Below are 25,575 nucleotides of genomic sequence, written 5' to 3' on the forward strand. Positions count from 1 at the left end.
GCATACTCTAATTCAAAAAGAAATGATGAAACACTCAATCAGTGACTTCGAAATCATGGCACCGGTAGGCTCGCGCGAATCTCTCGCAGCAGCCATACAAGCAGGTGCCGACTCCATCTATTTCGGTATCGAGAACCTGAACATGCGTGCCCGTTCGGCCAATACCTTCACTATCGACGATTTGCGGGAGATAGCCCGGACGTGCGACGAGCATGGCATAAAGAGCTACCTCACCGTCAATACCATCATATACGACCATGACATTCCGCTGATGCGTACCATTGTAGATGCGGCAAAGGCGGCAGGCATCTCGGCAGTCATTGCCGCCGATGTGGCGGTGATGAGCTATGCCCGTCAGATAGGGCAGGAGGTACACCTCAGCACACAGCTCAACATCAGCAACGTGGAAGCTTTGCGCTTCTATGCACAGTTTGCCGATGTGGTGGTGCTGGCGCGTGAGCTGAATTTGGAGCAGGTGGCAGAAATCTACCGACATATCCGTGAGGAGAATATCTGCGGTCCCAGCGGAGAGCAGATACGTATAGAGATGTTCTGCCACGGTGCCCTTTGCATGGCAGTCAGCGGAAAGTGTTATCTCTCATTGCATGAAATGAACCACTCCGCCAACCGCGGTGCCTGCATGCAGGTATGCCGCCGCAGCTACACGGTGCGCGACAAGGAGACGGATGTGGAATTGGAGGTGGACAACCAGTACATCATGTCCCCCAAAGACTTAAAAACTATCCACTTCATGAACAAGATGCTGGATGCAGGTGTTCGTGTTTTCAAAATTGAAGGACGTGCCCGCGGACCCGAGTACGTGCGCACGGTAGTGGAGTGTTACAAAGAAGCCATCCGTTCCTATCTGGACGATACATTCACCGATGAGAAGATTGCCCGGTGGGATGAACGTTTGAAGACGGTCTTCAATCGTGGTTTCTGGGACGGCTACTACCTGGGACAACGCTTGGGCGAATGGACCAAGAACTACGGCTCTGCCGCTACGGAACGTAAAATCTATGTGGGTAAGGGCATCCGCTACTTCTCAAACATCGGTGTGGCGGAGTTCCTGGTAGAAGCAGCCGAAGTGAGCGTAGGCGATAAGTTGCTGATTACGGGTCCCACAACGGGTGCCGAATTCGTCACTTTGGACGAGGCACGCGTTGATTTGAAACCCGTGCAGACTGTAAAGAAAGGCCAGCATTTCTCGATGAAATCGGTGAAAATACGTCCCAGTGACAAACTCTACAAGCTGGTCAGCGTAGAGGAACTGAAGAAGTTCAAAGGCTTGGATGTGGAGAAACAACGTGGCTAAGTATCAAATAGTAAATAGTCCAATACTAAATATGAATTATATCTATGAACTTCCCATGAAGGTGCGCGACTATGAATGCGACCTGCAAGGCATCGTCAATAATGCCAATTATCAGCATTATCTGGAGCATACGCGCCATGAGTTTCTGTTGAGTGCCGGCGTCAGCTTTGCCGGACTGCACGAGCAGGGGGTAGACCCGGTAGTGGCACGTATCAATATGGCTTTCAAGACTCCCCTGAGGAGTGGTGACGAGTTTGTTTCCAAACTTTATATGAAGAAGGAAGGTATCAAGTACGTCTTCTATCAAGATATCTTCCGTGTTTCCGACGGTAAGGTCTGCCTCAAAGGCGTGGTAGAGACCGTGTGTGTAGTCAATGGCCGGTTGAGCGACAGCGAACTGTTCGACCGCCTTTTTGCCCCTTATCTCAACCCGTGTAAGTCCGTGTAATCTTTGGTGGAATGAACAGTGACGAACGGATTTGCAGTATAGCTCTCACACTTTGCCCCGGTATAGGACATATCGGGGCAAAGCGTTTAATAGAGGGTATGGGCAGTGCTGCCGAAGTATTCAGTCGGCGGAAGGAGCTTCCCGAAATCATGCCCGGTGTGAATCCGGGGGTAGTGACGGCTCTTGATTGTCCCGCTGCCTTTCTGCGTGCCGAGCAGGAGATGGAGTTTGTAGAGAAGAATCGTCTTTCCTGCCTGACGTTGAAGGATGAGGCTTACCCTTCGCGCTTGCGTGAATGTGAAGATGCGCCGATTGTACTTTTCTTTAAAGGAAACACCGATTTCAACCGCCTGCATGTCATCGATATGGTAGGTACACGTCGTGCCACCGATTACGGCAAGCAATTCTGTATCGACTTCCTGCGCGATTTGGCCGTTCTTTGTCCCGATGTGCTGGTAGTAAGCGGACTGGCCTACGGGATAGATATCCATGCCCATCGGGCCGCTTTGGCAAATCATCTCCCTACCGTTGCTGTCCTTGCTCACGGACTGGACCGCATCTATCCGTATGTCCACCGGAAAACAGCCATCGACATGCTGGCACAAGGCGGACTGCTGACCGAATTCCTTACCGGGACGAATCCGGACAAGCATAATTTCGTCAGCCGCAACCGTATTGTGGCGGGTATGAGTGATGCTACCATTGTGGTGGAGTCTGCCGCAAAGGGAGGTTCCCTTATCACTGCAGAGTTGGCGGAGGGATATCATCGTGACTGTTTTGCTGTTCCGGGACGTGTTACGGACGAATCTTCCATCGGTTGCAACCGGTTGATACGCGACAACAAGGCTGCCCTTATCCAGAATGCGGAAGAGTTTGTGCAGATTATGGGCTGGTCCGTAGCGGAGCAGCCTGCCCGGACAGAAGGTATTCAGCGTAATCTCTTCCCGGAACTGACGGAAGAGGAGGAGCTTGTTGTACGCATCCTTATGCGGCAGGGAGACCTCCATATCAATGCGATGGTGGTGGAAGCGGATATACCCGTCAACCGGATGAGTGCCTTGCTTTTTGAACTGGAGATGAAAGGAGTGGTCAAGGCAATGGTGGGCGGTGTCTATCATTTGCTGACCTAAGCGCAGCAGGTCTCTTGCCTTATATGGACGGTTGCCCGTATTTCATGATGAACTTTTCCGGATGGTCCGTCGCTATGATGTCTACCCCCAGGTCGACCGCCTTCTGGTTCTCTTCCGTCTTGTCGTCCAGCCCCAGGACAAGTGCCAGTACCTGCAGGTTGTGCTCACGGCATTTCTTTACGAATTGCGGGGTAAGGGAGTCAATCCAGACGACAGCGATGTCGGGATGCAGTTCCTTTACGACATGCTCTATGTCCTTTTCACTTTTGATGTAGGCTTGCAGGGTTCTTACCTCGGGTGCCATCTTTCTGAAGCATTTGGCATGATACTCCTTGCTGAAGGTGAAGTTGCAGTTTTCCAGCATGCCTTCGTCCTTTATCAAGTTCAGTAATTGGTGCAGACCGCCGTTGCGGTAGTCGATGGTGATTCTTAAACCGTGCTCTTTGGCCTTGCGTAGCAGGTCGGTAAGGCGTAGTACCCGTTGTCCGGCAAATCGGGGCGCAAACCAAGAGCCGGCATCCAGTGTGTCGATGTCGGTGGACAGCCATTGGGAGATGGCGCCGGTACCGTTGGTGGTACGGTCGAGGGTGGAATCGTGCAGTACGTAGAAGACACTGTCCTTACTGATGCAGACATCGCATTCTATATTGCCTACACCGTATTTGATGCACGAATCTACGGATGCCATTGTGTTTTCGGGAGCAATGGTGGCCGCACCACGGTGTGCGCTGGTCAGGGGTATCTTGGTGGTGGCAGGCCGTTGGGAACATCCTGCGGTAAGTAGGATTATGGAAAGCAATGCGAGTACCGGTTTTTTCATAATGGGCTCAAGTGGTGATGTTTTCTTCTTTAACAGTTATAAAAGCCATCGAAGATAGCTATTTTTTGTCATTCGGAGAAACGTATGGGTATAAAAAAAGGAGTACCGCCGTACTCCAACCTTTGTTAACCTTAAATCTAATACTATGAAAAAAATCACATTACAAATGTAAGGTTTCCATTGTTATCTTCCAAATTTCAGAATGATTCTGCTACTTCTTTTGTATTTCTTTCACTGAATTTTACTGTTTTCGCACACGGATTGACTTTTTGAGAGAGTATGGAAAGAATCTATTCACAGCGTCCCGGATAAGGCAAAAGTTGCAAATCTGTTTCAATCGTTTCACAGAACCTTTCAGCCTTTGAAAAGAGTGATGGAAAGTGGATTTTATTCGGTAATTATCTTCTACTTTTGTTTGTATACAACGCGAAATTATGGGAAAACGCATTCTTATATATGTTCTTTGGCTACTCCTTTTTTGCATGATGTCGGGGCAGGTAATAGGGCAGAATAAGTCGGCGGAATCTCATAGCCATACTTGTAAAACGGTGCTGGCGTTAAAAAATAATTTGCTTTACGACCTGGCCTTGGCTCCGAACATAGAAGTGGAGCTGCCATTGGGAAAGAGGTGGTCTTTGAATGTTGAGTACAAATGCCCTTGGTGGTCTGACAGCGGATGTGGTTTCTGTTATCAGTTCCTTTCGGGAGGGACAGAGGTACGTTACTGGTTGGGAAACCGCTATACGCATGGAATATTGTTCGGACATTTCCTGGGAGCATATGCCGAAGGAGGTACCTATGATTTTCAGTTGAAAAAGGAGAAGGGATACCGGGGGAAGTATTACGCTGCTGCTGGAATAACTTATGGATATGTGCGTCCACTGGCTCGGCATCTGGCGATTGAATTCAGTGTGGGTATTGGATACTTGGATACGGAGTACCGGAAATATACTTCTTATGGAAATGACTTGGTTTGGGTCAGGAGTGGAAAGTATCGCTTTATCGGGCCGACAAAAGCAAAAGTTTCTTTGGTGTGGCTTCTAACGTCGGGGAGATGAGTGGTATGAAAGATGCACGGCATATGATTCTCTGGCTGTTCTTCGGACTGTTGCCAATGCTGGGAAGCTGTGACTTCCGCGATATGCTGGATGATTATCCCGTTAGCGGAGTACAGATTAAACTGGATTGGAAAGGGGTGACGGATAAGCTGCCGCAGACCATGCGGATTATCTTCTATCCGAAAGATACTCAGAGGAGAAAGGTTGAAAGTTATCTGCCTGCCGAAGGGGGTGAGGTGAAGGTACCGCCGGGGAGGTATGCGGTGGTGGCCTATAACTTCAATACGGAGAGTATACAGATACGGGGCGACGAGAGTTATGAGACGATTGAGGCTTTTACAGGACACTGTACGGGGCTGGATATACACGAAGATATGGTTTGGTCGCCCGACCCTTTGTATGTGGTGGCTTTGGACGAGGTGGAAATAAGGCAGAGTGATGTGGCGCTTCCGTTGGACTGGAAGCCGGAAGCGGTAGTGGACCATTATTCCTTTGATATAAAGGTGGAAGGATGGGATAGAATATTGAGCATCATCTGCCATGTGGACGGCTTGAACGGAAGTTACTTTATAGGCAACCGTGCTTGCCATTTGAGCGAGGTACCTATATGTGTGAATACAAAGCGTGAAAACGGGCTTTTATGGGGGTATTTCTCCAGTTTTGTATTACTGAAAGATGCCAAGACCCGTGCGGATAGTCCTATGTTGCTGACATTGAAGATTGTGAAACGAGATAAAACGGTTCAAGAGGTGAAGGTGGATATCACGGAAGTGATTGAAACAGCTCCTCCCTCGGGAGGAGGCGAAGAAGAACCTGATGTGGGCGTTCCTGGGTCGGAAATCCATATCGAGGTTCCCGTACCGGAGGACAAGGTTGTGGTGGATGATTTGGAACCGGGAACCGATGAAGGAGATGGAGGGATTGGTGGCGATGTGGATGATTGGGATGATGAGACGGATGTGGAGCTACCGGTGAATTGATAGCAAACAGACAAATAAATATATTAACTTTAATAACAGACAATTATGAAGAAGGTTTTATTTTTGGCTTTGGCTGCAGCAGCAGTAATGAGTTGCTCGGAAAGTGAGGAGATAGAGAATGCCGGACAAAAGGCGGAGATTAAATTGGGAACAGTAGTGGGTAACACTACGAGAGCCGCAGTGACTGATTTGCCGGAATTGCAGAAGGTAGGGTTCACTGTGTATGCTTATAATACGGGAGCAACAACAATGGCCTCTGTTGCGACTTTTGATGCAATGAAGGAATTCATGGCAGATGTTAAGGTAACTTATAGTGCTCCCGACTGGAGTTTGACTGGGGGAACATATTATTGGCCAATGACGGATAACTTGCAGTTCTTTGCTTACGGGGATCCGGGTACCGGGGCCTTGACGTACAATCAACCGGCTGCTGGTGCTATATATCCTTCCATTACTTATACGGTAGCGGATGTAGTTACCCAAACGGACTTGGTAGCCGCGAAAGCGACGGATGCAACCAAGGCATCAAATGCCAGTGGGGTATCTTTGAAATTCGGCCATATACTGACGCAAATAAATTTCACTGTCAAGGCAGCCGACGCTTTGACTTATAAACTGAAAACACTTACAATATCCGGTGTGCACAATAAGGGAACTTATGGTTTTGATGATTCAACATGGAAGTCACAGGAAGGAACGGCTACTTATGCACATACGATTGACGGTGGTGCATTGGAAGTGAATACAACGGGTGTGGAAGTGAATACAGCCTGGATGTTGATGCCCCAGACGTTGGATACGAACGCCAAAATCAATGTTGTCTATGACATCTATGAGAAAGACGTTCTTCTTGATACTGTAACTTCCGCCATTGACTTGGATGGTACACAAGCCTGGGGTGAAGGCAAAAAGATACGTTATACGCTGACGCTGGCCAATAAGGCGGCAAAAGTAACCTTTGTACCTGAAATTGGTCCATGGAGTACGGCTGATGATACGAACGTGGAAAAATAAAACGGCACTGTCCGCAATAAAAAACTGAATTGCTTCTATTTTATTCATTCCCCGAGACTTCTTTATGAAAGTTTTCGGGGAATGTTTCTTTTATGAGTATTATTTATCTATTTTTGTCACTGCAACAAACAAACAAATCTACTTGCCGATGCCCAACTCTTCTGCTTGCGGAGGTAAAAAACAATGCGCTCAATGTCCCAAGGCTGTGGACAATGCAATAATATATGCTTCTCACCCCAGAGGATTCCATCTGCCGGCACGGAAGTGTGAGGAAAATATTGTAATTTTTCTGCTGCAAGGAGAAGTGCTTGTTAACAGTAAGGAGTATGCGGGAACTGTGTTGCATGCAGGTGAGTTCATCCTTCAAGCCATTGGTTCCAAGTACGAAATACTTGCCATGACGGATGTGGAATGTGTTTGTTACCGGTTCAGTAAGCCTGAATTCTTCTGTGAGGACCGGTATAACCATATCATGAAAGAGATTACCCCTCCATTGATATTCTGTCCTTTGACCATTACTCCCGAATTGCAGCTCTTTCTGGAAAGTTCCAAGGCCTATTTGTCCGAGGAGAAAATTTGCCGGGAAATGCTTTGTTTCAAACGAAAAGAACTTGCTTTCATTCTTGGAAATTATTACTCCGACTATGAGCTTTCCATGCTGATACATCCTCTTGCCCAGTATACTAATTCCTTCCATTACTTTGTCTTGCAGAATCATGCCAAAGTCAAGACAGTAGAGGAATTTGCCCAGCTGGGAGGATATACAGTGGCTACTTTCCGGCGTATATTCAATTCTGTTTTTCATCAACCGGTGTACGAGTGGATGATGGAACGGAGGAAGGAAAGTGTGGTTTATGAACTTCGTTATACGGATGCTTCCATATCAGAGATTTGCTATAAATATGGCTTTGAATCGCTGCCTCATTTTTCCAATTTCTGCAAAAAGAATTTCGGGGCTTCTCCCCGTAGCTTGCGTGCCGGCAATTTATCTGAAGTAAGCGGCATGTCATAAAAAAACTCCTCCGGCGGTTTCCCGGCAGAGGAGTCTCTTGTGATATTAATCAAATATAGTGAAAGCTGAGTGATAAATCTGAGCTTGCTCAAAAGGTTTATCCGAAGCGCATCCTATATTATTTGCAGAAAGACCGGATTAGTCTTTCAGTTTCGCAATGATAAAGTCGCGGTTCAAACGAGCAATGTTGCTGATGGAAACATTCTTCGGGCATTCAGCTTCGCACGCACGGGTATTGGTACAGTTACCGAAACCGAGTTCGTCCATCTTGCTCAACATAGCCTTGGCACGGCGCAATGCTTCCGGTTTGCCTTGGGGCAACAGGTTCAGCTGGCTCACTTTGGCAGAAACGAACAGCATAGCAGAACCGTTCTTACAAGCAGCCACACAAGCACCACAACCGATACAGCTGGCAGCATCCATAGCCTCGTCAGCGATGGGCTTCGGAATCAGGATAGCGTTGGCATCCTGGGGAGCACCGGTACGTACGCTGACGTAGCCGCCTGCCTGCATAATCTTGTCGTAGGCCGTACGGTCGACCATCAAGTCCTTGATAACCGGGAAACCGGCAGAGCGCCACGGTTCAACAGTGATGGTATCGCCGTCGTTGAAACGACGCATATAAATCTGGCAAGTCGTAGCGCCGGTTGCAGGACCGTGGGGGTGTCCGTTGATGTAGAGCGAACACATACCGCAGATACCTTCGCGGCAGTCGTGGTCGAATACAACCGGTTCTTTACCTTCAGAAATCAGCTGTTCGTTCAGGATATCCAGCATTTCGAGGAATGAAGTATCGCCCGGGATATCTTTCATTTGGTATGTTTCAAAAGCGCCTTTTGCTTTCGGACCCTTCTGGCGCCATACCTTGAGCGTAAATGATATATTTTTATCCATTTTCTTTAATTCTTTAAATGTTCAACTTCCCGATTAGCTCTTGTAGTTACGAGTCTGTACCTTGATTGCTTCGTAAACCAGCGGCTCTTTCAGCAATACCGGTTCCTTTTCGTCAGAACCCTGATATTCCCAGCAAGCCACGTAGAAGTAGTTTTCATCGTCACGCTTGGCTTCGCCTTCTTCAGTCTGATATTCTTCACGGAAGTGACCGCCGCAGCTTTCGTTACGGTTCAGTGCATCGTAAGCAACCAGCTCGCCCATAGTGATGAAGTCGTACAGACGGATAGCCTTGTCGAGTTCTACATTCATACCTTCCTTGTCGCCCGGGATGAACAGTTCTTTCTCGAACTCCTTGCGGACTTCTTTCAGCTTCTTCAGACCTTCCTTCAAGCCTTCGGCCGTACGTCCCATACCTACATATTCCCACATAATGTGGCCCAGTTCCTTGTGGATAGAGTCTACAGACTTCTTACCCTTGATGTTCATCATCCAGTCAATCTTCTCCTGAACGGCCTTTTCTGCAGCTGCAAATTCGGGCAGGTCGGTAGAGAAACGGGGAACTGTAATCTGGTCGGCCAGATAGTTCTGGATAGTGTAAGGCAATACGAAGTAACCATCGGCCAGACCTTGCATCAGGGCGGAAGCACCGAGGCGGTTTGCACCGTGGTCGGAGAAGTTACATTCACCGATGGCGAACAGTCCCTTGATGGAGGTCATCAGTTCGTAGTCAACCCAGATACCACCCATGGTATAGTGGATAGCCGGATAAATCATCATCGGGTTTTCGTATGGGCTGACATCAGTGATTTCTTCATACATATCGAAGAGGTTGCCGTAACGTTGTGCAACGACATCTTTACCCAGACGGTTGATAGCTTCGGAGAAGTCAAGGAATACGGCAAGACCGGTGTTGTTCACGCCGAAGCCCTTGTCGCAGCGTTCTTTGGCAGCGCGGCTGGCAACGTCACGCGGAACGAGGTTACCGAATGCCGGATAACGGCGTTCCAGGTAGTAGTCGCGGTCTTCCTCGGGAATATCTTTTCCTTGCAGTGTACCTTCCTGCAGTTTCTTGGCATCTTCCAGCTTCTTCGGAACCCAGATACGGCCATCGTTACGCAGAGATTCGGACATCAAAGTCAGTTTGGACTGCTTGTCACCGTGAACCGGAATACAAGTGGGGTGAATCTGTACGTAAGCAGGGTTGGCAAACCAGGCACCTTTACGGTAGCAAGCCATTGCAGCAGAGCAGTTACATGCCATTGCATTGGTAGAAAGGAAGTAGGCATTGCCGTAACCACCGGTAGCGATTACCACAGCGTGGGCGGCAAAACGTTCCAATTTACCGGTAACGAGGTTCTTTGCAATGATACCGCGGGCACGTCCGTCAATGAGGACAACATCTTCCATTTCGTAGCGGGTGTACAGTTTTACGGTACCTACGTTCACCTGGCGGCTCAATGCAGAGTATGCACCCAGCAACAGCTGCTGTCCGGTCTGACCTTTAGCGTAGAAAGTACGTGATACTTGGGCACCACCGAAAGAACGGTTGTCCAGTGTACCGCCGTATTCGCGGGCGAAAGGAACACCTTGTGCAACGCATTGGTCGATAATATTGTTGGATACTTCAGCCAGACGGTAAACGTTGGCTTCGCGGGCACGGTAGTCGCCACCTTTTACTGTATCGTAGAACAGACGGTACACAGAGTCACCGTCGTTTTGGTAATTCTTAGCAGCATTGATACCACCTTGTGCAGCGATGGAGTGTGCACGGCGCGGAGAGTCCTGGATACAGAAGTTGAATACTCTGAAACCCATTTCGCCCAGAGAGGCGGCAGCACTGGCACCGGCAAGTCCGGTTCCTACTACGATGATGTCCAGACGACGTTTGTTGGCAGGGTTTACTAATTTTTGGTGAGCCTTATAATTGGTCCATTTCTCAGCCACCGGTCCTTCCGGTATTTTAGAATCTATCTTAGTCATAATGCAATTTACAATTTAGTCATTTACAATTTGAATTTAGCAAGCGCCGCACAATGATTTTGCAAAGAATACGACAACTACCAGAGCGAAGCAGAGGACAACGATAGTAGAATAGATGTTGGAGATACATTTCCAACGGTTAATCCATACTTTGTTGTTCCAGCCCAAAGACTGCATGGAGCTCCAGAAACCGTGAGTGAGGTGGAACCACAATGCGCCCAGCCAAACAAGGTAAAGCACTACGAATACCGGATTGCTGAAGGTGTTCTGAATGTGATAGACACCGTTGGCTGCATATGCCAGCGTGAGGGTGTCGGCATGCATGCCCATGTTGTGCATCAACTCGGGAAGCTGCATTTTAGCCCAAAAGTTTACGAGGTGCAGGCCCAAACCTACGATTACGATGATACCCAATACGAGCATGTTTTGAGAAGCCCATTCCACAGTCTTGGGCTTTTCCGTAACGGCATAGCGTTCGCTACCACGTGCCTTACGGTTCTGCATAGTCAACCAGAAAGCGTAGATGATGTGGATGATGAATAAGGCAGCCAGACCTACCGTAGCCACCAATGCGTACCAGTTTGCTCCCAAGAACTCACAAACCATGTTGTAGCCATTAGCCGAGACTAATGCAACCAGGTTCATCGCCATGTGAAATGTCAGAAACAGGACAAGGGCGATACCGGTAACGCTCATCACCACTTTCCTTCCTACAGATGAATTACTTAACCACATAAATGATTGAATTTAAGTTATTTAATAGTTTGAAAATTTGTTCTATCAGGATACTTCTGTAAATGTTTCGCAAAAATAGGAGAAATCCAGCGATAAAGCAAGCGATTAAAGAAATAATTCCGTAATCCGGCAGGATGCGAAGTTTGCGGACAAGTAAAAGGTTTACTCGTCCTCCTGGTCTTTGCCTTGCTCTTTGCAGATAATGGAAATCTTTTCTCCGTTTGCCAAACGTTTTCTCAGGGCGCGGGGTGTGTCTCCGAAAGAGTCTTTGCAGAAGTGGGCAAAGTGGGATAGGGAATCAAAGCCATAGCGGGCGCTGATGACTGAAATGCGTTGTTTGGTATATTGCAGGTCGTTCAGAATTCCTTCGCGTTTCTTGTCCAGAATCCACTCATATACCGGGACCCCATACATGTTTTTAAACATACGACGGAATGTGGTGGTGGTATATCCGCCGAGGTGGGCAAACTCCTCCACATTCTTCACTTTGTCGTAGTTCTGCATGACGAAATACTGGAAGCTTTCCGTATAAGTGCTGATGGGGTAGAAAAATGTACTGATTTGGTGTAGTGGATAGTAGCATGTTAATATGTATGCCAGTTCCTGGCATTTCATTTCAATGTATTTGCTGCACGCATAAGGCTGCTCGTTGAGGTAGCAGGCAAGGCTTTTCAGAAGTCCTTCGAGCATGGGAATTGCTGTAAGCGGGGTGTAAATCAGGGGGGCTTCCGAGCGTTTCAGTATCTCTTTGTAACGCTCTTCGCAAATTAGGGGGAGCTCGGTGAACCAATAGACAATATATTCCACTTCGGTTAGAGCCAAGAGCTCTACTTTGGAGCCGATGGCTTGCAGGATGAGCTGGCGACTTTGGAGAGTGGTGCCCGGATATTCGTTACTGTTTACAAGTAATTCGCCTTTCAGCATAAATATCATGCAGTTCTGTGTGCACTTTTCAGCAGAGAAATGTTGTCCCTTGGGATAGTGGCGGTAAACCAATACTTCTTCTGATTTTTGAGGACATACCACACAATCAATCTGTCGGTTGCAGTAAGTTTCCAGTCTCATGAAATGATTAGCAAATTATTATAAATGTGGCAACAAAGATAGAATTTTTTTGTGAAAACTCTATCTATTTGTCCTATCTTTGCGTCAAACTAGTATAAAGGACTTATGAAAAAGGCTGTTTTTTTTGTATATTTTATCTGCCTTGTTGTATCCGGTCTTTCGGCACAGAATTGGGATATCAACACTTTGCACCGGGTTAACAGTTGGGATGGCAAGTTTGTCCGTAACTATAATAAGATAATTTCACGTTCGGAGCCCTATATTGCTGTCGGTGTTCCGGTGGCGATGGCCGTTGCCGCTTGGATAAAACATGATAAGGGTTTGCTGAAAGATGCGGTCTACGTAGGTACAAGTGTGGCGGGGGCTTTTGTTGTGACTTATGGAATGAAGTATCTGGTGGGTCGTGAACGTCCTTATGATAAATATCCCGACAGAGTACATGCATATAGTCATGAAGGCAGCCCGTCTTTTCCTTCCGGGCATACGGCAACGGCTTTTGCCCTTGCCACCTCGCTCAGTGTGAAGTATCCTAAATGGTATGTGATAGCTCCGTCTGCCTTGTGGGCTTGTTCCGTGGGAGTTTCCCGTATGAACGAGGGAGTGCATTATCCGTCGGATGTATTGGCGGGGGCTGCAATCGGTGCAGGATGTGCTGTGGTCAATATCTATGTCAACAAGTGGTTGAATAAATGGCTGTTTGGAGAATAATTTTAGGCGCGGATTACGCGGATTTAGTTTACGTATTCCGCATAATCCGCGCCTAATGTCGGTTTCAAGCCGGCTATTGAATAATGGTACTGTAAATGTCGTCATTCAACACTTTTAGAGCTTGCTGTACGCTCTGGTTCGTATTGTTCATCACCTGGAAGTATTCGTTCATGTCCCATAGGTCACGGGCAATCAAGGCTTTGAGTTGTGTCTTGATGAGCGGTAGGGATTGGTGGTACTGTTTCTCGTCAAACTTGATTTTCTCCTTGTCGGCAAGCGCACGTATTTCGGCAAGGAAGTTTTCGTCTATCTCGAATTTCTCGTTGAAGGCTTCAAATTTCTTGTATTTGTTCTGCAGCTCCTTCCGGTGTTTCTCGATGTAGCCGGTAGTGGCTTTGATAACCACGCCTTTGGCTACGAGATTGCGGTGATAGTCTGTGTACTGGGTAGTGTCGATGGGGACGAAAAAGTCGGGCATGATACCTCCACCTCCGTAAACGGTACGCCCCATACGTTTGGTCTGCACTTTCAGGGAGTCGGCAAAATGGATACTGTCCGCATGAATCATTTCTCCATGATTGAAGCGGTCTATCAGTTCCTGATTATATTTATCCTGACTGTTTTCTCCACTCAGACGACCATCGAGGTTGGCGGTACTGTCGTAAGGCTTCTGGATGCAACGCCCCGAAGGGGTATAGTAACGGGCTATGGTCAGACGAATCATGGAACCGTCCGGCAGGTCGATAGGACGCTGTACCAGTCCCTTACCGAATGTGCGGCGCCCTACTATCACACCTCTGTCCCAGTCCTGAATGGCCCCGGTCACGATTTCGCTGGCAGAAGCGGAGTACTCGTCCACCAATACGATGAGGCGTCCGTTCTTGAAGTTGCCCGTACCTTTGGCAAAGAAATCACTGCGGCGCGAAGCCCTTCCTTCGGTGTAGACAATGAGTTCTTTTTGCTTGAGAAACTCGTTGGCAAGGTCGATGGCGGCATTCAGATACCCTCCTCCGTTTCCTTGCAGGTCGAGGATTAGGTCTTTCATCCCCTTTTTCTGCAGGCTTTTCAGGGCTTCTGCAAATTCTTCAGCAGTGGTTGCTCCAAAGCGGTTGATGCGTATATAGCCAATTTTGGGTTGTATCATGTAAGAGGCATCCAGACTGAGGATGGGAATTTTGTCACGTTTTACGTTGAAGTACAGCTGGTCTTCCACGCCACGGCGTACGATGGTCAGTTTCACTTCCGAGTCTTTCGGTCCGCGCAGGCGGCTCATAATATCTTCCGTGCTCATTTTTACTCCGGCAATGGCACTGTCGTTGACGGCTACGATACGGTCACCGGCAAGGATACCCACTTTCTCGGAAGGACCGTTGCTGACGGGTTGTATCACAAGCAGGGTATCTTCTATCATCTGAAATTGTACACCGATGCCCTCGAAATTGCCTTGTAACGGCTCGTTCATTTTCTTTACTTCTTCGGCATTGTTGTAGGTGGAGTGCGGGTCGAGTTGTGCCAGCATCTTGATGATGGCTTCTTCCACCAGCTTGTCTTCATCCACCTTGTCCACATAGAGGTTGGTGATGGCAAACTCTGCCATCTGTAGTTTGCGCAGGGCTTCATTATTCGGCTTTTGCGCTTGCGCCGTCATCGCGCATATACATATTATAATAGTAAATAGTTTCTTCATCATCTCCATTTTAATTCCTAATCCTTAATCCCTAATCTCCATTCCTTCCGGTATGAACATGCTGATGTCCTTGCCGTATTGCAGTAGTTCGCGCACAGTGGTGGAGCTGACGCAGGTAAGTTCCGGCTCGGTGAAGAGCAGGATGGTTTCTATGCCGGTCAGTTTGCGGTTGATGTCGGCAATGGTTTCCTCATATTCGAAATCCTTGACGGTGCGTATGCCGCGTATAATTAGGCTGGCATCTACCTGCCGGGCAAAGTCGATGGTCAGGCAATCGTATGACTGCACAATGATGCGCGGCTCATTCCGGTAGTAGTCCCGTATCATCTGTTCGCGCTTTTCCAGGGGGAAATACGTGTTCTTGTTTTCATTGATGCCGATTCCTATAACGATTTCGTCGATGAAAGTTAGTGCACGGCTCACTACCGAGGAGTGTCCGATAGTAAATGGGTCGAATGTTCCCGGAAAGATAGCTCTTCTCATGATGCCAAGTCTTCTTCTATAACCAAGTTGTTGATAATAAAGTTTTGCCGTTCCATGGTATTCTTACCCATGTAGAATTCCAGCAGTTCCTTTACGAGGTCTGTCTTGCGCAGCGACACTTGCTCCAGACGCATGTCCTTGCCGATGAAATGCTTGAACTCGTCTGGCGAGATTTCTCCCAGACCTTTGAATCGGGTGATTTCGGGGTTGGGACCCAGTTCTTCAATGGCTTTCACACGTTCCTCCTCAGTGTAGCAATAGCTTGTCTTCTTCTTGTTGCGCACGCGGAAGAGCGGAGTTTGCAGGATGTATACATGTCCCTTCTTTATCAGGTCGGGGAAGAACTGCAGGAAGAAGGTGATAATCAGCAGGCGGATATGCATGCCGTCCACATCGGCATCGGTGGCTACGATGACTTTGTTGTAGCGCAGTGTTTCTATGCCGTCTTCTATATTCAAGGCTGCTTGGAGCAGGTTGAATTCTTCGTTTTCATAAACTACTTTCTTGGTCAGTCCGTAGGTATTTAGCGGTTTACCACGCAGGCTGAATACTGCTTGGGTATTCACGTCACGGCTCTTGGTGATGGAGCCGCTGGCAGAGTCTCCCTCGGTAATGAAGATACAGGATTCGGTTTCCTGATCCTTGCCTTTACCGTCACTCAAGTGGTAACGGCAGTCGCGCAGCTTGCGGTTGTGCAGGTTGGCTTTCTTGGCGCGCTCGCGTACCAGCTTGTTGACGCCGGCAATGGCTTTGCGCTCTTTCTCGGAGTCCTGTATCTTTTGCAGCATCACTTCGGCCACAAGCGGGTTCTTGTGGAGGTAATTGTCCACTTCCGTCTTGATGAAGTCTCCTACGTATTTGTTTACTGTGGGGCCGGCGGGCTTGTGCTCCTGCGGCGCGGCAGGCCACATGTTGTTGCTGCCCAGTTTCGTTTTGGTCTGGCTTTCGAACATGGGTTCTTCCACGTCGATGGCGATGGCGGCTACCAGTCCGTTGCGTATGTCGGCATACTCCTGGTTCTTGTTGTAGAATTCCTTGATGGTACGGGCAATGTGTTCCTTTAAGGCAGTCTGGTGTGTACCGCCTTGGGTGGTGTGCTGCCCGTTGACAAAGGAGTAGTACTCTTCACCGTATTGATTGGTATGTGTGAAGGCAATCTCGATGTCCTCTCCTTTCAAGTGGATGATGTCGTAAAGGCCTTCGCTGGTCATGTTGTCTTTCAGCAAGTCCTCCAGCCCGTGGCGGGAGACGATGCGCTGTCCGTTGTAAATGAAGGTGAGGCCCGTATTCAGGTAGGTGTAGTTGCGCAGCAGGGTTTCTACGAACTGGTTCTGGAAGGAATAGTTGTAGAAGAGCGTGTTGTCCGGTTCAAAGAAGATATAAGTTCCGTTTTCTTCTGTCGAGTCTTCGGTCACATCACTCAACAGCGTTCCTTTCTCGAAGATGACGGTACGTACTTTGTCGTCGCGGTAGCTGCGTACCTCGAAACGGCTACTCAGCGCATTGACCGCCTTGATGCCCACGCCATTCAGTCCGACACTTTTCTTGAAAGCCTTCGAGTCATATTTACCCCCGGTATTCAGTTTGCTGACTGCCTCTACCAGTTTGCCTTGCGGGATGCCTCGTCCATAGTCGCGCACGCTGACGCGCAGGCCGTCTTCTATAGTCACTTCTATACGCTTTCCGGCACCCATCTTGAACTCGTCGATGCTGTTGTCCATCACTTCTTTCAGCAACACATAGATACCGTCGTCGTTCTGTGAGCCGTCGCCCAGACGGCCTATGTACATACCGGAACGGACACGGATATGCTCCATGTCGTCCAGGTGGCGGATGTTGTCGTCGGTATATTCTACGCTGGAAACGGGGCTCTCTGTGATATTGTTGTCTGCTTCTTCCAGCGGCAGGGTCATATTGTTGTTATCTTCCATAAGTACGTTATTCCTTCATATTGCGCATTGCGACAAAGGTAATGAGAAATTCGGGGGTTCGCAAAAAAATAATGTCTTTTATGGACTTCTGACAAGCTTATATTCTGGATTTAGAATTTATTTTATTCCCTTCACAAAGCATCTTCTCCGTTTGTGCTGTTCCGTCTTGAAGTACTCCCATTGCGCTTGTACTTTGCCGTTCAATTCCAGCTCCGGATTACTTTCGGCATACTCGAAACCAAGTTGCTGATAGACGGGGATAAGGTCGGAGAACAGCAGTGCATTGACGCCCTTGTTCTGATATTCCGGTTTTACGGCAACCAGCAGCAAGTCGAGCATTTTGGGATATTTCTTCAAGAAGATGGTCTTGGCCAGGTGATACCAACCCATAGGAAGCAGGCGCCCGTGGGCTTTTTGCAACGCTTCGGCGAGGGATGGCATAGAAATGCCTACGGCAAGCAGCTGGTCATCGGCATCGGTAATCAGTGTCACCATGCGAAGGTCGAGGATGGGCAGGTACATCTTGACGTATTGGTCAATCTGCCGTTGGCTCAGTGCAGAATAACCGTAGAGGGGCTGATAGGCTTCGTTCATCAGTTCGAAGATGGCCTGACCGTAGTCTTGGGCAATCTTCTTGGCCGATGTGTATTTCTTTATCTTGAGGTTATACTTGCGCTGGATGAGGTCGGAGATGCGCTTGTGCTTGTCGGGTATGGCATCCGGAATGTAGATTTTGTACTCCACCCAATCGGCATCCTTCTCAAATCCCATGCGCTCCATATGTTGCGGATAGTAGGGATAGTTATAAATGGTGGCCATGGTGCTGAGCTGGTCGAATCCTTCGATAAGCATACCTTCGGCATCGAAGTCTGTGAATCCCAGCGGGCCTTGTATATGTGTCATTCCCCGTTCTTTTCCCCATTCTTCCACGGTGCGAATCAGGGCATCGGAGACTTCCGCATCGTCGATGAAGTCTATCCAGCCGAAGCGGACTTCCTTTTTGTTCCAGGTTTGGTTTGCCTTGTGGTTGATGATGGCAGCTACACGTCCTACGATTTTACCTTCCCGATAAGCCAGGAAATAGTCGGCTTCACAAAATTCAAATGCAGCGTTTTTCTTCTTGTTGAAGGTGTTGAGCATGTCATCGAAAAGGTCGGGGACGGAATAAGGGTTGTTTTTGTATAGCAGGTAGTTGAAACGGATAAAGCGTTTCAATTCCCGTCTTGTGGTTACTTTCTTGATTGTAATTGCCATAGTTGTTCAATATTGAGGTGGCAAAGGTAATGCAAACTGAGAGTAGAACAAAATAAGCTTGCTTATTTTTTATGCCGAGATGCAGCTTGCCTTATTTAAAGATACGTGATAATCTTTAAAATACCGCGTAGAGTGTCTGTAAATTTGCTGTTAGAGGTTGTATATCAGTACCGCTGTGTAGGCAATGTAGCAGAGAATCAGAATGCTCCCTTCCAGCCGGGTGATGATGCGTTTCCCGAAAAAGACACCGAACAGCCAAAGCAGGAGGCTGGCCCCAACAAGTACCCACAAATCGAAATTGGTGATGCCCGTCAGACGCAGTGGAGTGATGGAGGCCGAACAACCCAGCACAAAGAATATATTGAAGAGATTGCTTCCGATGACGTTTCCGATGGCTATTTCGGGGTTTTTCTTCAAGGCGGCTACGATGGAGGTGGCAAGTTCGGGCAGTGATGTGCCGCCTGCTACGAGCGTAAGGCCGATGATGGATTCGCTGACACCCAATCCGCGGGCTATGCCGCTGGCGCCGTCTACAAAGAAATTACCTCCGATGATGAGGCCGGTAAGTCCGCCGAGAATGTATAGGGTAGACTTCCACGCGGGTAACAGTCTGATTTCGTCTTCTTCCTGCAAGTGCTCTTTTTCCGGTTCCTTCATACTTCCATCCCTTTTTGCGATGGCAAAAGTATAACTCAGGAAAATGGCAAAGAAGCATAGCAGCAATAGGCCGTCGGTGATGCTGAGTATGTTCTCCCCACCGCCGTCCAGAAAGACATCGTTGGCACAAATCAGCAGGACGAAGGATGAAAGGATGCAAAGGGGTATTTCGCGTTTCAGTGTATTGCGGGTGATGGCTATCGGGGCAAAAAGGGCTGTACAACCCACAATCATCAGGGTATTGAACGTATTGCTTCCCACCACATTACCAATGGCAATGTCTACACTGCCTTTGAGAGCAGAGGAGATGCTGACGGTGAGTTCCGGTGCGGAAGTACCGAAGGCAACAATGGTGAGCCCGATGACGATGGACGGTATATGGAAACGTTTGGCAACGGATGCGGCACCATCTGTCAAGCCATTGGCACCCAAAAGAATGAGGAGCAGTCCTCCGACAAGAAACAATATATCCATAAGTATGTCAATTTTGAGTACAAAGATAATGCAAACTGGATATAGAATTTTCATGTTTGCATGAAAAAGTTATGTTGATTAGGATAGGAAGTTAAAAACATTCTGTATGTTTGGAGCATTTATTGGGTATGCTTGCATAATTAAAGAATCAAATCAAGAAGTTTATATATGAAGGTTATCCGTACTTTCTGTCTTAGTTGGCTGTTGATGCTGGCGGGCGGAGTGTCAGCTCAGCTGGTAGATAAAGTGCTCAGTGTTTTAGGGGAGGATAGTGTGGGGAGTGTCACAGTGGCAAGGACCGACTCCGATTCGATTCAGTTGTCGCTTGTCCGGCGGGAGTTGGAAACAGCCCGGCTGAACGAGGCGAATTTGCGGATGGAAATGGAGCAGATGAAGTTGGCGGGCTATGCGGCCGATTCGGTGAAACTGGCATTGCAGAAACAACGCATTGATTCGTTGCGGACGGTGACGCCGGGTATTCCGGTGGTGGTAGAGAAGGACACCTTGTTCTATCTATATGCCAAGCGTGGAGGGCATACGCCTCAGCAGCGGGCCAAGGATGTAAGTAGCGTCATCGAAGCATTGGGCACGCGTTTCAGTCTGCGTCCGGACTCTGTTTATTTGGAGAGTACGGATATTGTTACGGACTTGATGTATGGCGAAAAGGTCATCATTTCCTTTACCGATCAGGATGCTTTGTGGGAAAACTGTACTCGCGACCAGCTGGCCGCCAGCAAGAGGCATGTCGTGGTGGACAAACTAAAAGCCATGCAGAAGGAGCATAGCTTGTGGCAGTTGGGTAAACGCATCTTGTATTTTATCCTGGTGCTTGTAGGACAATTCTTCCTATTCAAGTTTACTAACTGGCTGTTCAGAAAGCTCAAACTACGCATCCAGAAACTGAAGGATACCAAACTGAAACCGATCTCCATTCAGGATTATGAATTGTTGGATACGCAGAAGCAGGTCAACCTGCTGGTGTTTGCTGCCAATCTGGTGCGTTATGTGGTCATGCTGTTGCAGTTGTTGCTGACAGTTCCACTGTTATTCTCCATTTTCCCTCAGACCAAGAGTTTGGCTTATACATTATTCTCCTACATCTGGAATCCTATAAAGGTCATTCTGAATGGAATAACCGACTATATACCCAATCTGTTCACTATCTTTGTGATATGCTATGCGGTGAAGTATTTAGTCAGACTGGTGCGCTATCTTGCCAATGAGGTGCAGGCTGAACGGCTGAAGATAAACGGCTTCTATCCGGATTGGGCCATTCCTACCTATCACATTGTGCGCTTCTTGCTTTATGCGTTTATGATTGCCATGATTTACCCTTATTTGCCGGGTTCCAAGTCGGGAGTCTTCCAGGGAATCTCTGTGTTTGTCGGCTTGATTGTTTCGCTCGGCTCCAGTACAGTTATCGGCAATATCATTGCAGGGCTGGTCATAACCTACATGCGACCTTTCAAGCTGGGTGACCGCATCAAGCTGAACGACACTACGGGCAACATCATTGAGAAAACGCCGCTTGTCACCCGCATCCGTACCCCGAAGAATGAGGTGGTGACCATTCCGAACTCTTTCATCATGTCTTCCCATACGGTCAATTACAGCCAGTCTGCCCGTGAGTATGGATTGATTATCCATTCGGAGGTCAGTATTGGCTACGATGTTCCGTGGCGGAAGACACACCAGCTGTTGATAGAGGCTGCATTGAATACCCCTGGAGTGATAGATGATCCCCGCCCGTTTATATTGGAAACTTCCCTTCAGGATTATTATCCGGTTTATCAAGTGAATGCCTATATCAGGGATGCCAACAGCCTTAGCCAGATTTACTCTGATTTGCATCAGAATATCCAGGATGTTTTCAACGAAGCAGGCATCGAAATCATGTCTCCTCACTACATAGCTACGCGTGACGGCAGTGAGACGACCATACCCAAGGATGACTTGCGGGATAAAGGGAAATCATGATTTCCCTTTATCCCGCAAGTACAAGCTTTTTCGTATTCGGTGATAATATTACAGTTCATCTATTATCTCCTGCAAGATCCTTTTCTGTTTTGTTTTGAAAACTTTTCGATGTATTCTTCAGTGTGACTGTATTTTCTTCAACATTTCCGGATTTTCTGTCGCGAAGAGTTTAGTAGGTTATTTGCTGCGCGTCACCGTGTGCAGTACATTTCCTTTCTTGTCAATCATGCGCAGTTCCAGTGTCTTTTTGCTGGCCGATACAATGGAGAAACCCGGTTCGGGGCTGCAGAATACGGTTCCTTCGATGGGCTTCACCTTGCGGGCGAGCGAACCGGCGGAATTGGTGATATAGTCGATGTCGCTGCCTGCCACGCGTACATGCTGGAAGTTGTGGATGTGCCCGCAGATGTACATATCCACCTTGTGCTTGCGCAGAATGGGATCGAGGTGTGCCTGCATATCCGCGCGTTCGCTCTCGTCCTTCGGGGTTTCGGCATAGATGGGATGGTGTCCGGCAACGATAACCCAGTCTTCCTTGGCGGCGCTCAGTACGGAGTCCACCCAGGCAAGTTGCTTCCGGTAGTCCTGCTTGCAGGCATCGGGATAGGTATCGCTTTCATTGCGGTATTTGTCAATCATCGGGGCGGTGTCTACCCAAAGGATGCGGATAGTAGCGCCTTTATCCTCGAATGTCTTGGTATAATAACGGGCAGGCATTGTCCAGCGGCGGCTGACGTTACTGTAGTCGAGCACAGCTTGCGTATTGCCGCGGTATTCGTGGTTGCCCAGCAGGGGGAACCAGTCTATCATCAGCTCCGGATGGCTGTAGATAAGTTCGTAGTTGGTCATCCAAAGAGGGTCGTTCACACTGCGTACACCTTCAAAATGGTGTACATCGCCGGTGGCAAGTACGAATTCGGGGTCTGCGCCGTTCTCTGCCATCTGTCCCATCAGTTCGGCAATGGGTTTCTGGTCGTAGTAGCCGTTGCGGCCGAGGTCGTTGGCTACGTAGAAGTTGAACTTCTTGTCGAAGATGGAGTAATCGGTAATTTGGGCAATAGCCGCGTTGCCGAGTAGGGCAACCAATAATAAAAGGAATAGTTTCTTCATAATCAGTCATCATTAAAAATTAATCTTCACTCCTGCATTCACTTTCACGCCGTAGTATTCTGCCTGCATGGTACGGTCTTTCGTGCCCTGGTAGTAGCGTAGTGGCTGGTTCAGCAGGTTGTTGGCTTCGGCGTAGAAGGTAGTCTTGAATTTCTTTCCGAAGGTATAGCTCGCGTTTACGTCCATATAGTTCACTTTGTCGTAGTAGCGGTCGTAGAAGGTGCTTTCTCCCATTTCGTCGATGAAGTCGGAAGCGAAGTTATAGCTCAGACGCAGGTTCAGGCCGCCTTTCTCAAAGTATAGGGAAGCGTTTGCGGTATGCTCCGGAGAACCTGGCATGCTCAAGTCTTTCTCATTCTCGCGGCCTTCGAAGTTGAAGTCTTCCACACGGGAGTGGGTGTAGGTGTACGTTCCGTAGAAACCTACACATTTCAGAGCGGGAGCAATGAAGCTGAAGTCGCGCTGGTAGGATAACTCTACCCCTACCAGGTTGGCGTTGCCCGCATTCTTGGGTTGGGTGAAGCGGGTGTAGGTGTTACCCTGGTATTCGTAGTTGGTGCTCACCTGGTCTACGATGAAGTCGTCTATCTTCTTGTAGAAGATGCCGGCGCTTATCAGACCGATGCTGCGGAAGTAATAGTCGGCACTCAAGTCGAAGTTGTAGGAGACGGTAGGTTTCAGCTCCGGGTTTCCGATGGTGATTTCGTTGTCGGAACGCTTGATATTCACACTGGGCACGAGGGCCGAGTATTTGGGGCGTGACAAGGTTTGGGTAAACGAACCGCGCACTTTGAAGTCATCGTTTACATTCCACTTGGCGAGCAGCGACGGCAGGAAGTTGATGTAGCTGTTGCGCTGACGGTCGGTCTTACTGGTGAGGTCTTCGTCGGCATCGTAGGTGCGTCCCGTATAGGCAAGGTTGGTGTTCTCTATGCGGAGTCCGGTCATCAGTTCCACGTCTTTTGTCAGTTTTTGGTCGAAGCGGAGGTAGCCGGAAGTCACGGTTTCGCGGGCATCGAAGTTACCGGCAAGTTCTTCCTGCACCTGCTCTTTCTCAAAGAGGGAAGCGTTGTTCAAGTCTAAAGAGCCGGTGTATTCCTTGCTAGCGTAGATGCCTGCCTGGTATTTGTTGTCGGGCATGAAGTTCTTGTTGGTTTGGTCCACTGTATTTGCCAGGCTGTTCGTCATGAAGGCGTCCTCGTTCAGAGGAGAGTATTCGTAGAAGTCCACTTCTTTATCCTTGGTCTTGCGCACCACCTTTGCGCCGAACTTCAGCTTGTTGCCGTTCTTGAAGGGAAGCTTGAAGTTGGCGGAGAACTTCAGGTCCTGCTCCTTGATGTCTTCCTGCTGTTCCGTCAACTCTTTCAGGCTGAATTCATCGTTCAGCGTCATGGTAGAGCCTGCTTTGGGGCTGGCAAACGGTTCGCGTTCGTCGCTCAGGTCCATGTCGAACTTCTGTTTCTTCAGTTGGAAGTCGATGTAGCGTTCGTTGGGACGTTCTTCGCTGGCTTTGGCATAGCTGGCGTGCCAGTCCATGGAGAGTGAGCCGAAGAGGTGTTCGCCGCCGAGGGCAAAGTCCATGGTGCGCTGGCGTTCCAGGCGGGCGTTACGGTTGTCCGGCGTACCGGCTTTGGTCTGTATGCGTACGGTGGCGTTGCCGTCGGGGTCAAGGTCTTTCAGCGTGGTACGGTAGCGGTTCTCCCAGTCGTTGCGGTTGTTGAAGATGCCTTTGAAGGTGAGTTTGTGGTTGGCATTGATGTCCCAGTCCAGTGCGGCGGAGTAGCTTTGGCGTTCGCGGGTGACGTAGTATTGGCGGATTTGGTAGTCGTTGACGTACGTCTTGCCGTCATCGTCCTGCTCCCACACGAATTCGGTGTCGTAGGAGCCGGAAGGTGAGTTCTGATAGGAGGCCGATACAATCAAGCCGAGTTTGTCGTTGAAGAAGCGGTCGCCGTAGGTGAAGCCAAGGTTCAGTTGCGCCTTTTCGCTCACCCAGTTGTAGCCGGTTCCGGCAGTGGCGGCAATGGTGCGCTTGTAGGGGGAGTTCTTGGTGACGAGGTTGATGCTGCCGCCGATGGCGTCGCCGTCCATGTCCGCAGTGACCACCTTGTTTACTTCGATGGTCTGAATCATATCTGCCGGAATGAGGTCGAGCTGTACGTTGCGCGTATCGCCTTCGGCAGAGGGAACGCGGTTGCCGTTGATGGTGACGGAGCTGAGGTCGGCACTCGTGCCCCGTACTTGCCCGAAGCGCGCCTCGCCTTGGTCGTACTGCACGTTGATGCCGGAGATGCGTTTAAGGGCGTCACCGATGTTGGAGTCGGGGAACTTGCCTACCTGGTCGGCAGAGACTACATTCGTAATCCCCATGTTGTTTTTCTGTGAGTTGATGGCACGGCGCTGTCCCTGGAAGGCGCCGCCTACCACCACTTCCTGCAACTCCACACCTTCGTTTAGCACGACGTCTTTCTCCAGTGTGCGGCCTGCGGGGATGGTGATTTTCAGTTCTACGGGCGAGTAGCCCACGTAGCTCACCTTTACTGTATAGGTTCCCGGGTCAAGGTTAGAGAAAGTGTAGAAGCCGTTGACGTCGCTCGTCACGCCAGTGTGTAGTTTCTCGATGTAGATAGAAGCGCCCGGGAGAGTCTGTTTAGTGGCGTCAATGATACGCCCGCGTACAGTTCCTTGTTTCGTGACATTTGCTTTTTCGTCGGCCATGGCTGTATTGCCGGTGGCGGTGAATAAGAGCAGGAATAAGAATGCTCTCAAGATCTGTTTCATAATTGTTATTATCTGTTAATAATCTGCCGCAAAAGTAGGAGGTTGCCGTTACGCGGATTTTG

The 25,575-nt window shown here is 48.8% G+C and carries 20 protein-coding genes and 1 pseudogene; 9 read left to right on the plus strand and 12 right to left on the minus strand.

Translation table 11 applies throughout. From position 1 onward, the window contains the following. Window positions 1–22: 22 nt before the first annotated feature. The 3 genes from DWY57_RS17585 to dprA are packed head-to-tail and all read left to right on the plus strand — an operon-like array spanning window position 23 to window position 2,893. On the plus strand, window positions 23–1,315 hold the full coding sequence (locus tag DWY57_RS17585) for a peptidase U32 family protein (RefSeq protein WP_119962164.1): 1,293 nt from the start codon (window positions 23–25) through the stop codon (window positions 1,313–1,315). 31 nt (window positions 1,316–1,346) lie between these two features. After that, a complete protein-coding gene (locus DWY57_RS17590) occupies window positions 1,347–1,763 on the plus strand; it encodes an acyl-CoA thioesterase (protein WP_117601073.1) in 417 nt (138 codons plus the stop codon). Window positions 1,764–1,774: 11 nt separating this feature from the next. After that, a complete protein-coding gene (gene dprA, locus DWY57_RS17595) occupies window positions 1,775–2,893 on the plus strand; it encodes a DNA-processing protein DprA (RefSeq protein WP_117601074.1) in 1,119 nt (372 codons plus the stop codon). A 19-nt stretch (window positions 2,894–2,912) separates the two neighbouring features. On the opposite strand, the gene DWY57_RS17600 is transcribed toward dprA, so the two are convergent. Beyond that, window positions 2,913–3,713, minus strand: a complete 801-nt coding sequence (locus tag DWY57_RS17600) for a glycerophosphodiester phosphodiesterase family protein (protein ID WP_119962165.1) — start codon at window positions 3,711–3,713, stop codon at window positions 2,913–2,915. Window positions 3,714–4,204: 491 nt separating this feature from the next. On the opposite strand from DWY57_RS17600, the pseudogene DWY57_RS17605 reads away from it, so the two are divergent. The 4 genes and pseudogenes from DWY57_RS17605 to DWY57_RS17620 form a co-directional block, all read left to right on the plus strand. Next, window positions 4,205–4,771 (plus strand): annotated as a pseudogene (locus tag DWY57_RS17605) (DUF3575 domain-containing protein); the annotation flags it as partial. Next, window positions 4,768–5,751, plus strand: coding sequence for a DUF5119 domain-containing protein (locus DWY57_RS17610; RefSeq protein ID WP_118696482.1), 984 nt, complete (start codon window positions 4,768–4,770; stop codon window positions 5,749–5,751). The pseudogene DWY57_RS17605 and the gene DWY57_RS17610, both read left to right, overlap by 4 nt. Window positions 5,752–5,796: 45 nt before the next feature. Beyond that, the gene (locus tag DWY57_RS17615; RefSeq protein WP_119962167.1) at window positions 5,797–6,765 is read left to right on the plus strand and encodes a fimbrillin family protein; all 969 of its coding nucleotides are present in this window, start codon (window positions 5,797–5,799) and stop codon (window positions 6,763–6,765) included. A 148-nt stretch (window positions 6,766–6,913) separates the two neighbouring features. Further along, window positions 6,914–7,777: a helix-turn-helix transcriptional regulator gene (locus DWY57_RS17620; RefSeq protein WP_117601097.1), complete on the plus strand. Its 864-nt coding sequence runs from the start codon at window positions 6,914–6,916 to the stop codon at window positions 7,775–7,777. 138 nt (window positions 7,778–7,915) lie between these two features. Here DWY57_RS17620 and DWY57_RS17625 read toward each other — a convergent pair whose 3' ends face one another. The 4 genes from DWY57_RS17625 to DWY57_RS17640 all read right to left on the minus strand — a co-directional run bounded on the left by DWY57_RS17625 (window position 7,916) and on the right by DWY57_RS17640 (window position 12,451). After that, entirely contained in the window at window positions 7,916–8,671 is a 756-nt protein-coding gene (locus tag DWY57_RS17625; RefSeq protein ID WP_005830925.1) for a succinate dehydrogenase/fumarate reductase iron-sulfur subunit, read from the minus strand. Window positions 8,672–8,704: 33 nt separating this feature from the next. Continuing rightward, on the minus strand, window positions 8,705–10,651 hold the full coding sequence (locus DWY57_RS17630; RefSeq protein ID WP_005830924.1) for a fumarate reductase/succinate dehydrogenase flavoprotein subunit: 1,947 nt from the start codon (window positions 10,649–10,651) through the stop codon (window positions 8,705–8,707). 36 nt (window positions 10,652–10,687) lie between these two features. After that, a complete protein-coding gene (locus tag DWY57_RS17635; RefSeq protein WP_005830923.1) occupies window positions 10,688–11,386 on the minus strand; it encodes a succinate dehydrogenase/fumarate reductase cytochrome b subunit in 699 nt (232 codons plus the stop codon). A gap of 162 nt (window positions 11,387–11,548) precedes the next feature. Continuing rightward, window positions 11,549–12,451 (minus strand): AraC family transcriptional regulator, encoded by a 903-nt coding sequence (locus DWY57_RS17640; protein ID WP_117601080.1) that lies wholly within the window; start codon window positions 12,449–12,451, stop codon window positions 11,549–11,551. Window positions 12,452–12,556: 105 nt separating this feature from the next. Here DWY57_RS17640 and DWY57_RS17645 point away from each other — a divergent pair, with 105 nt between their 5' ends. Further along, on the plus strand, window positions 12,557–13,159 hold the full coding sequence (locus DWY57_RS17645) for a phosphatase PAP2 family protein (protein ID WP_117601081.1): 603 nt from the start codon (window positions 12,557–12,559) through the stop codon (window positions 13,157–13,159). 73 nt (window positions 13,160–13,232) lie between these two features. On the opposite strand, the gene DWY57_RS17650 is transcribed toward DWY57_RS17645, so the two are convergent. The 5 genes from DWY57_RS17650 to DWY57_RS17670 all read right to left on the minus strand — a co-directional run bounded on the left by DWY57_RS17650 (window position 13,233) and on the right by DWY57_RS17670 (window position 19,645). Further along, a complete protein-coding gene (locus tag DWY57_RS17650) occupies window positions 13,233–14,846 on the minus strand; it encodes a S41 family peptidase (protein WP_165853621.1) in 1,614 nt (537 codons plus the stop codon). A gap of 24 nt (window positions 14,847–14,870) precedes the next feature. Continuing rightward, window positions 14,871–15,329 (minus strand): pantetheine-phosphate adenylyltransferase, encoded by a 459-nt coding sequence (gene coaD, locus DWY57_RS17655; RefSeq protein ID WP_005830918.1) that lies wholly within the window; start codon window positions 15,327–15,329, stop codon window positions 14,871–14,873. Continuing rightward, window positions 15,326–17,242 (minus strand): DNA topoisomerase IV subunit B, encoded by a 1,917-nt coding sequence (locus tag DWY57_RS17660; RefSeq protein WP_117965078.1) that lies wholly within the window; start codon window positions 17,240–17,242, stop codon window positions 15,326–15,328. The genes coaD and DWY57_RS17660 overlap by 4 nt, the downstream gene beginning before the upstream one ends. Before the next feature lie 135 nt (window positions 17,243–17,377). Further along, window positions 17,378–18,514, minus strand: a complete 1,137-nt coding sequence (locus tag DWY57_RS17665; protein ID WP_117964970.1) for an N-acetyltransferase — start codon at window positions 18,512–18,514, stop codon at window positions 17,378–17,380. A 150-nt stretch (window positions 18,515–18,664) separates the two neighbouring features. Further along, window positions 18,665–19,645 carry a calcium/sodium antiporter gene (locus tag DWY57_RS17670; RefSeq protein WP_117964968.1) on the minus strand — a complete coding sequence of 327 codons (981 nt, stop codon included), beginning with the start codon at window positions 19,643–19,645 and terminating at the stop codon, window positions 18,665–18,667. A 168-nt stretch (window positions 19,646–19,813) separates the two neighbouring features. Between DWY57_RS17670 and DWY57_RS17675 the strand changes: the two genes are divergently transcribed. Next, on the plus strand, window positions 19,814–21,622 hold the full coding sequence (locus DWY57_RS17675; protein WP_117964966.1) for a mechanosensitive ion channel family protein: 1,809 nt from the start codon (window positions 19,814–19,816) through the stop codon (window positions 21,620–21,622). A 177-nt stretch (window positions 21,623–21,799) separates the two neighbouring features. Here DWY57_RS17675 and DWY57_RS17680 read toward each other — a convergent pair whose 3' ends face one another. Both DWY57_RS17680 and DWY57_RS17685 read right to left on the minus strand, forming a co-directional pair. Next, window positions 21,800–22,732: a metallophosphoesterase gene (locus tag DWY57_RS17680; protein ID WP_165853620.1), complete on the minus strand. Its 933-nt coding sequence runs from the start codon at window positions 22,730–22,732 to the stop codon at window positions 21,800–21,802. 12 nt (window positions 22,733–22,744) lie between these two features. Next, window positions 22,745–25,513: a TonB-dependent receptor gene (locus tag DWY57_RS17685; protein WP_119962169.1), complete on the minus strand. Its 2,769-nt coding sequence runs from the start codon at window positions 25,511–25,513 to the stop codon at window positions 22,745–22,747. Window positions 25,514–25,575 lie beyond the last annotated feature (62 nt).

The sequence above is a fragment of the Bacteroides sp. AF25-5LB genome, assembly GCF_003602965.1.
GTDB classification, from domain to species: domain Bacteria; phylum Bacteroidota; class Bacteroidia; order Bacteroidales; family Bacteroidaceae; genus Bacteroides; species Bacteroides uniformis.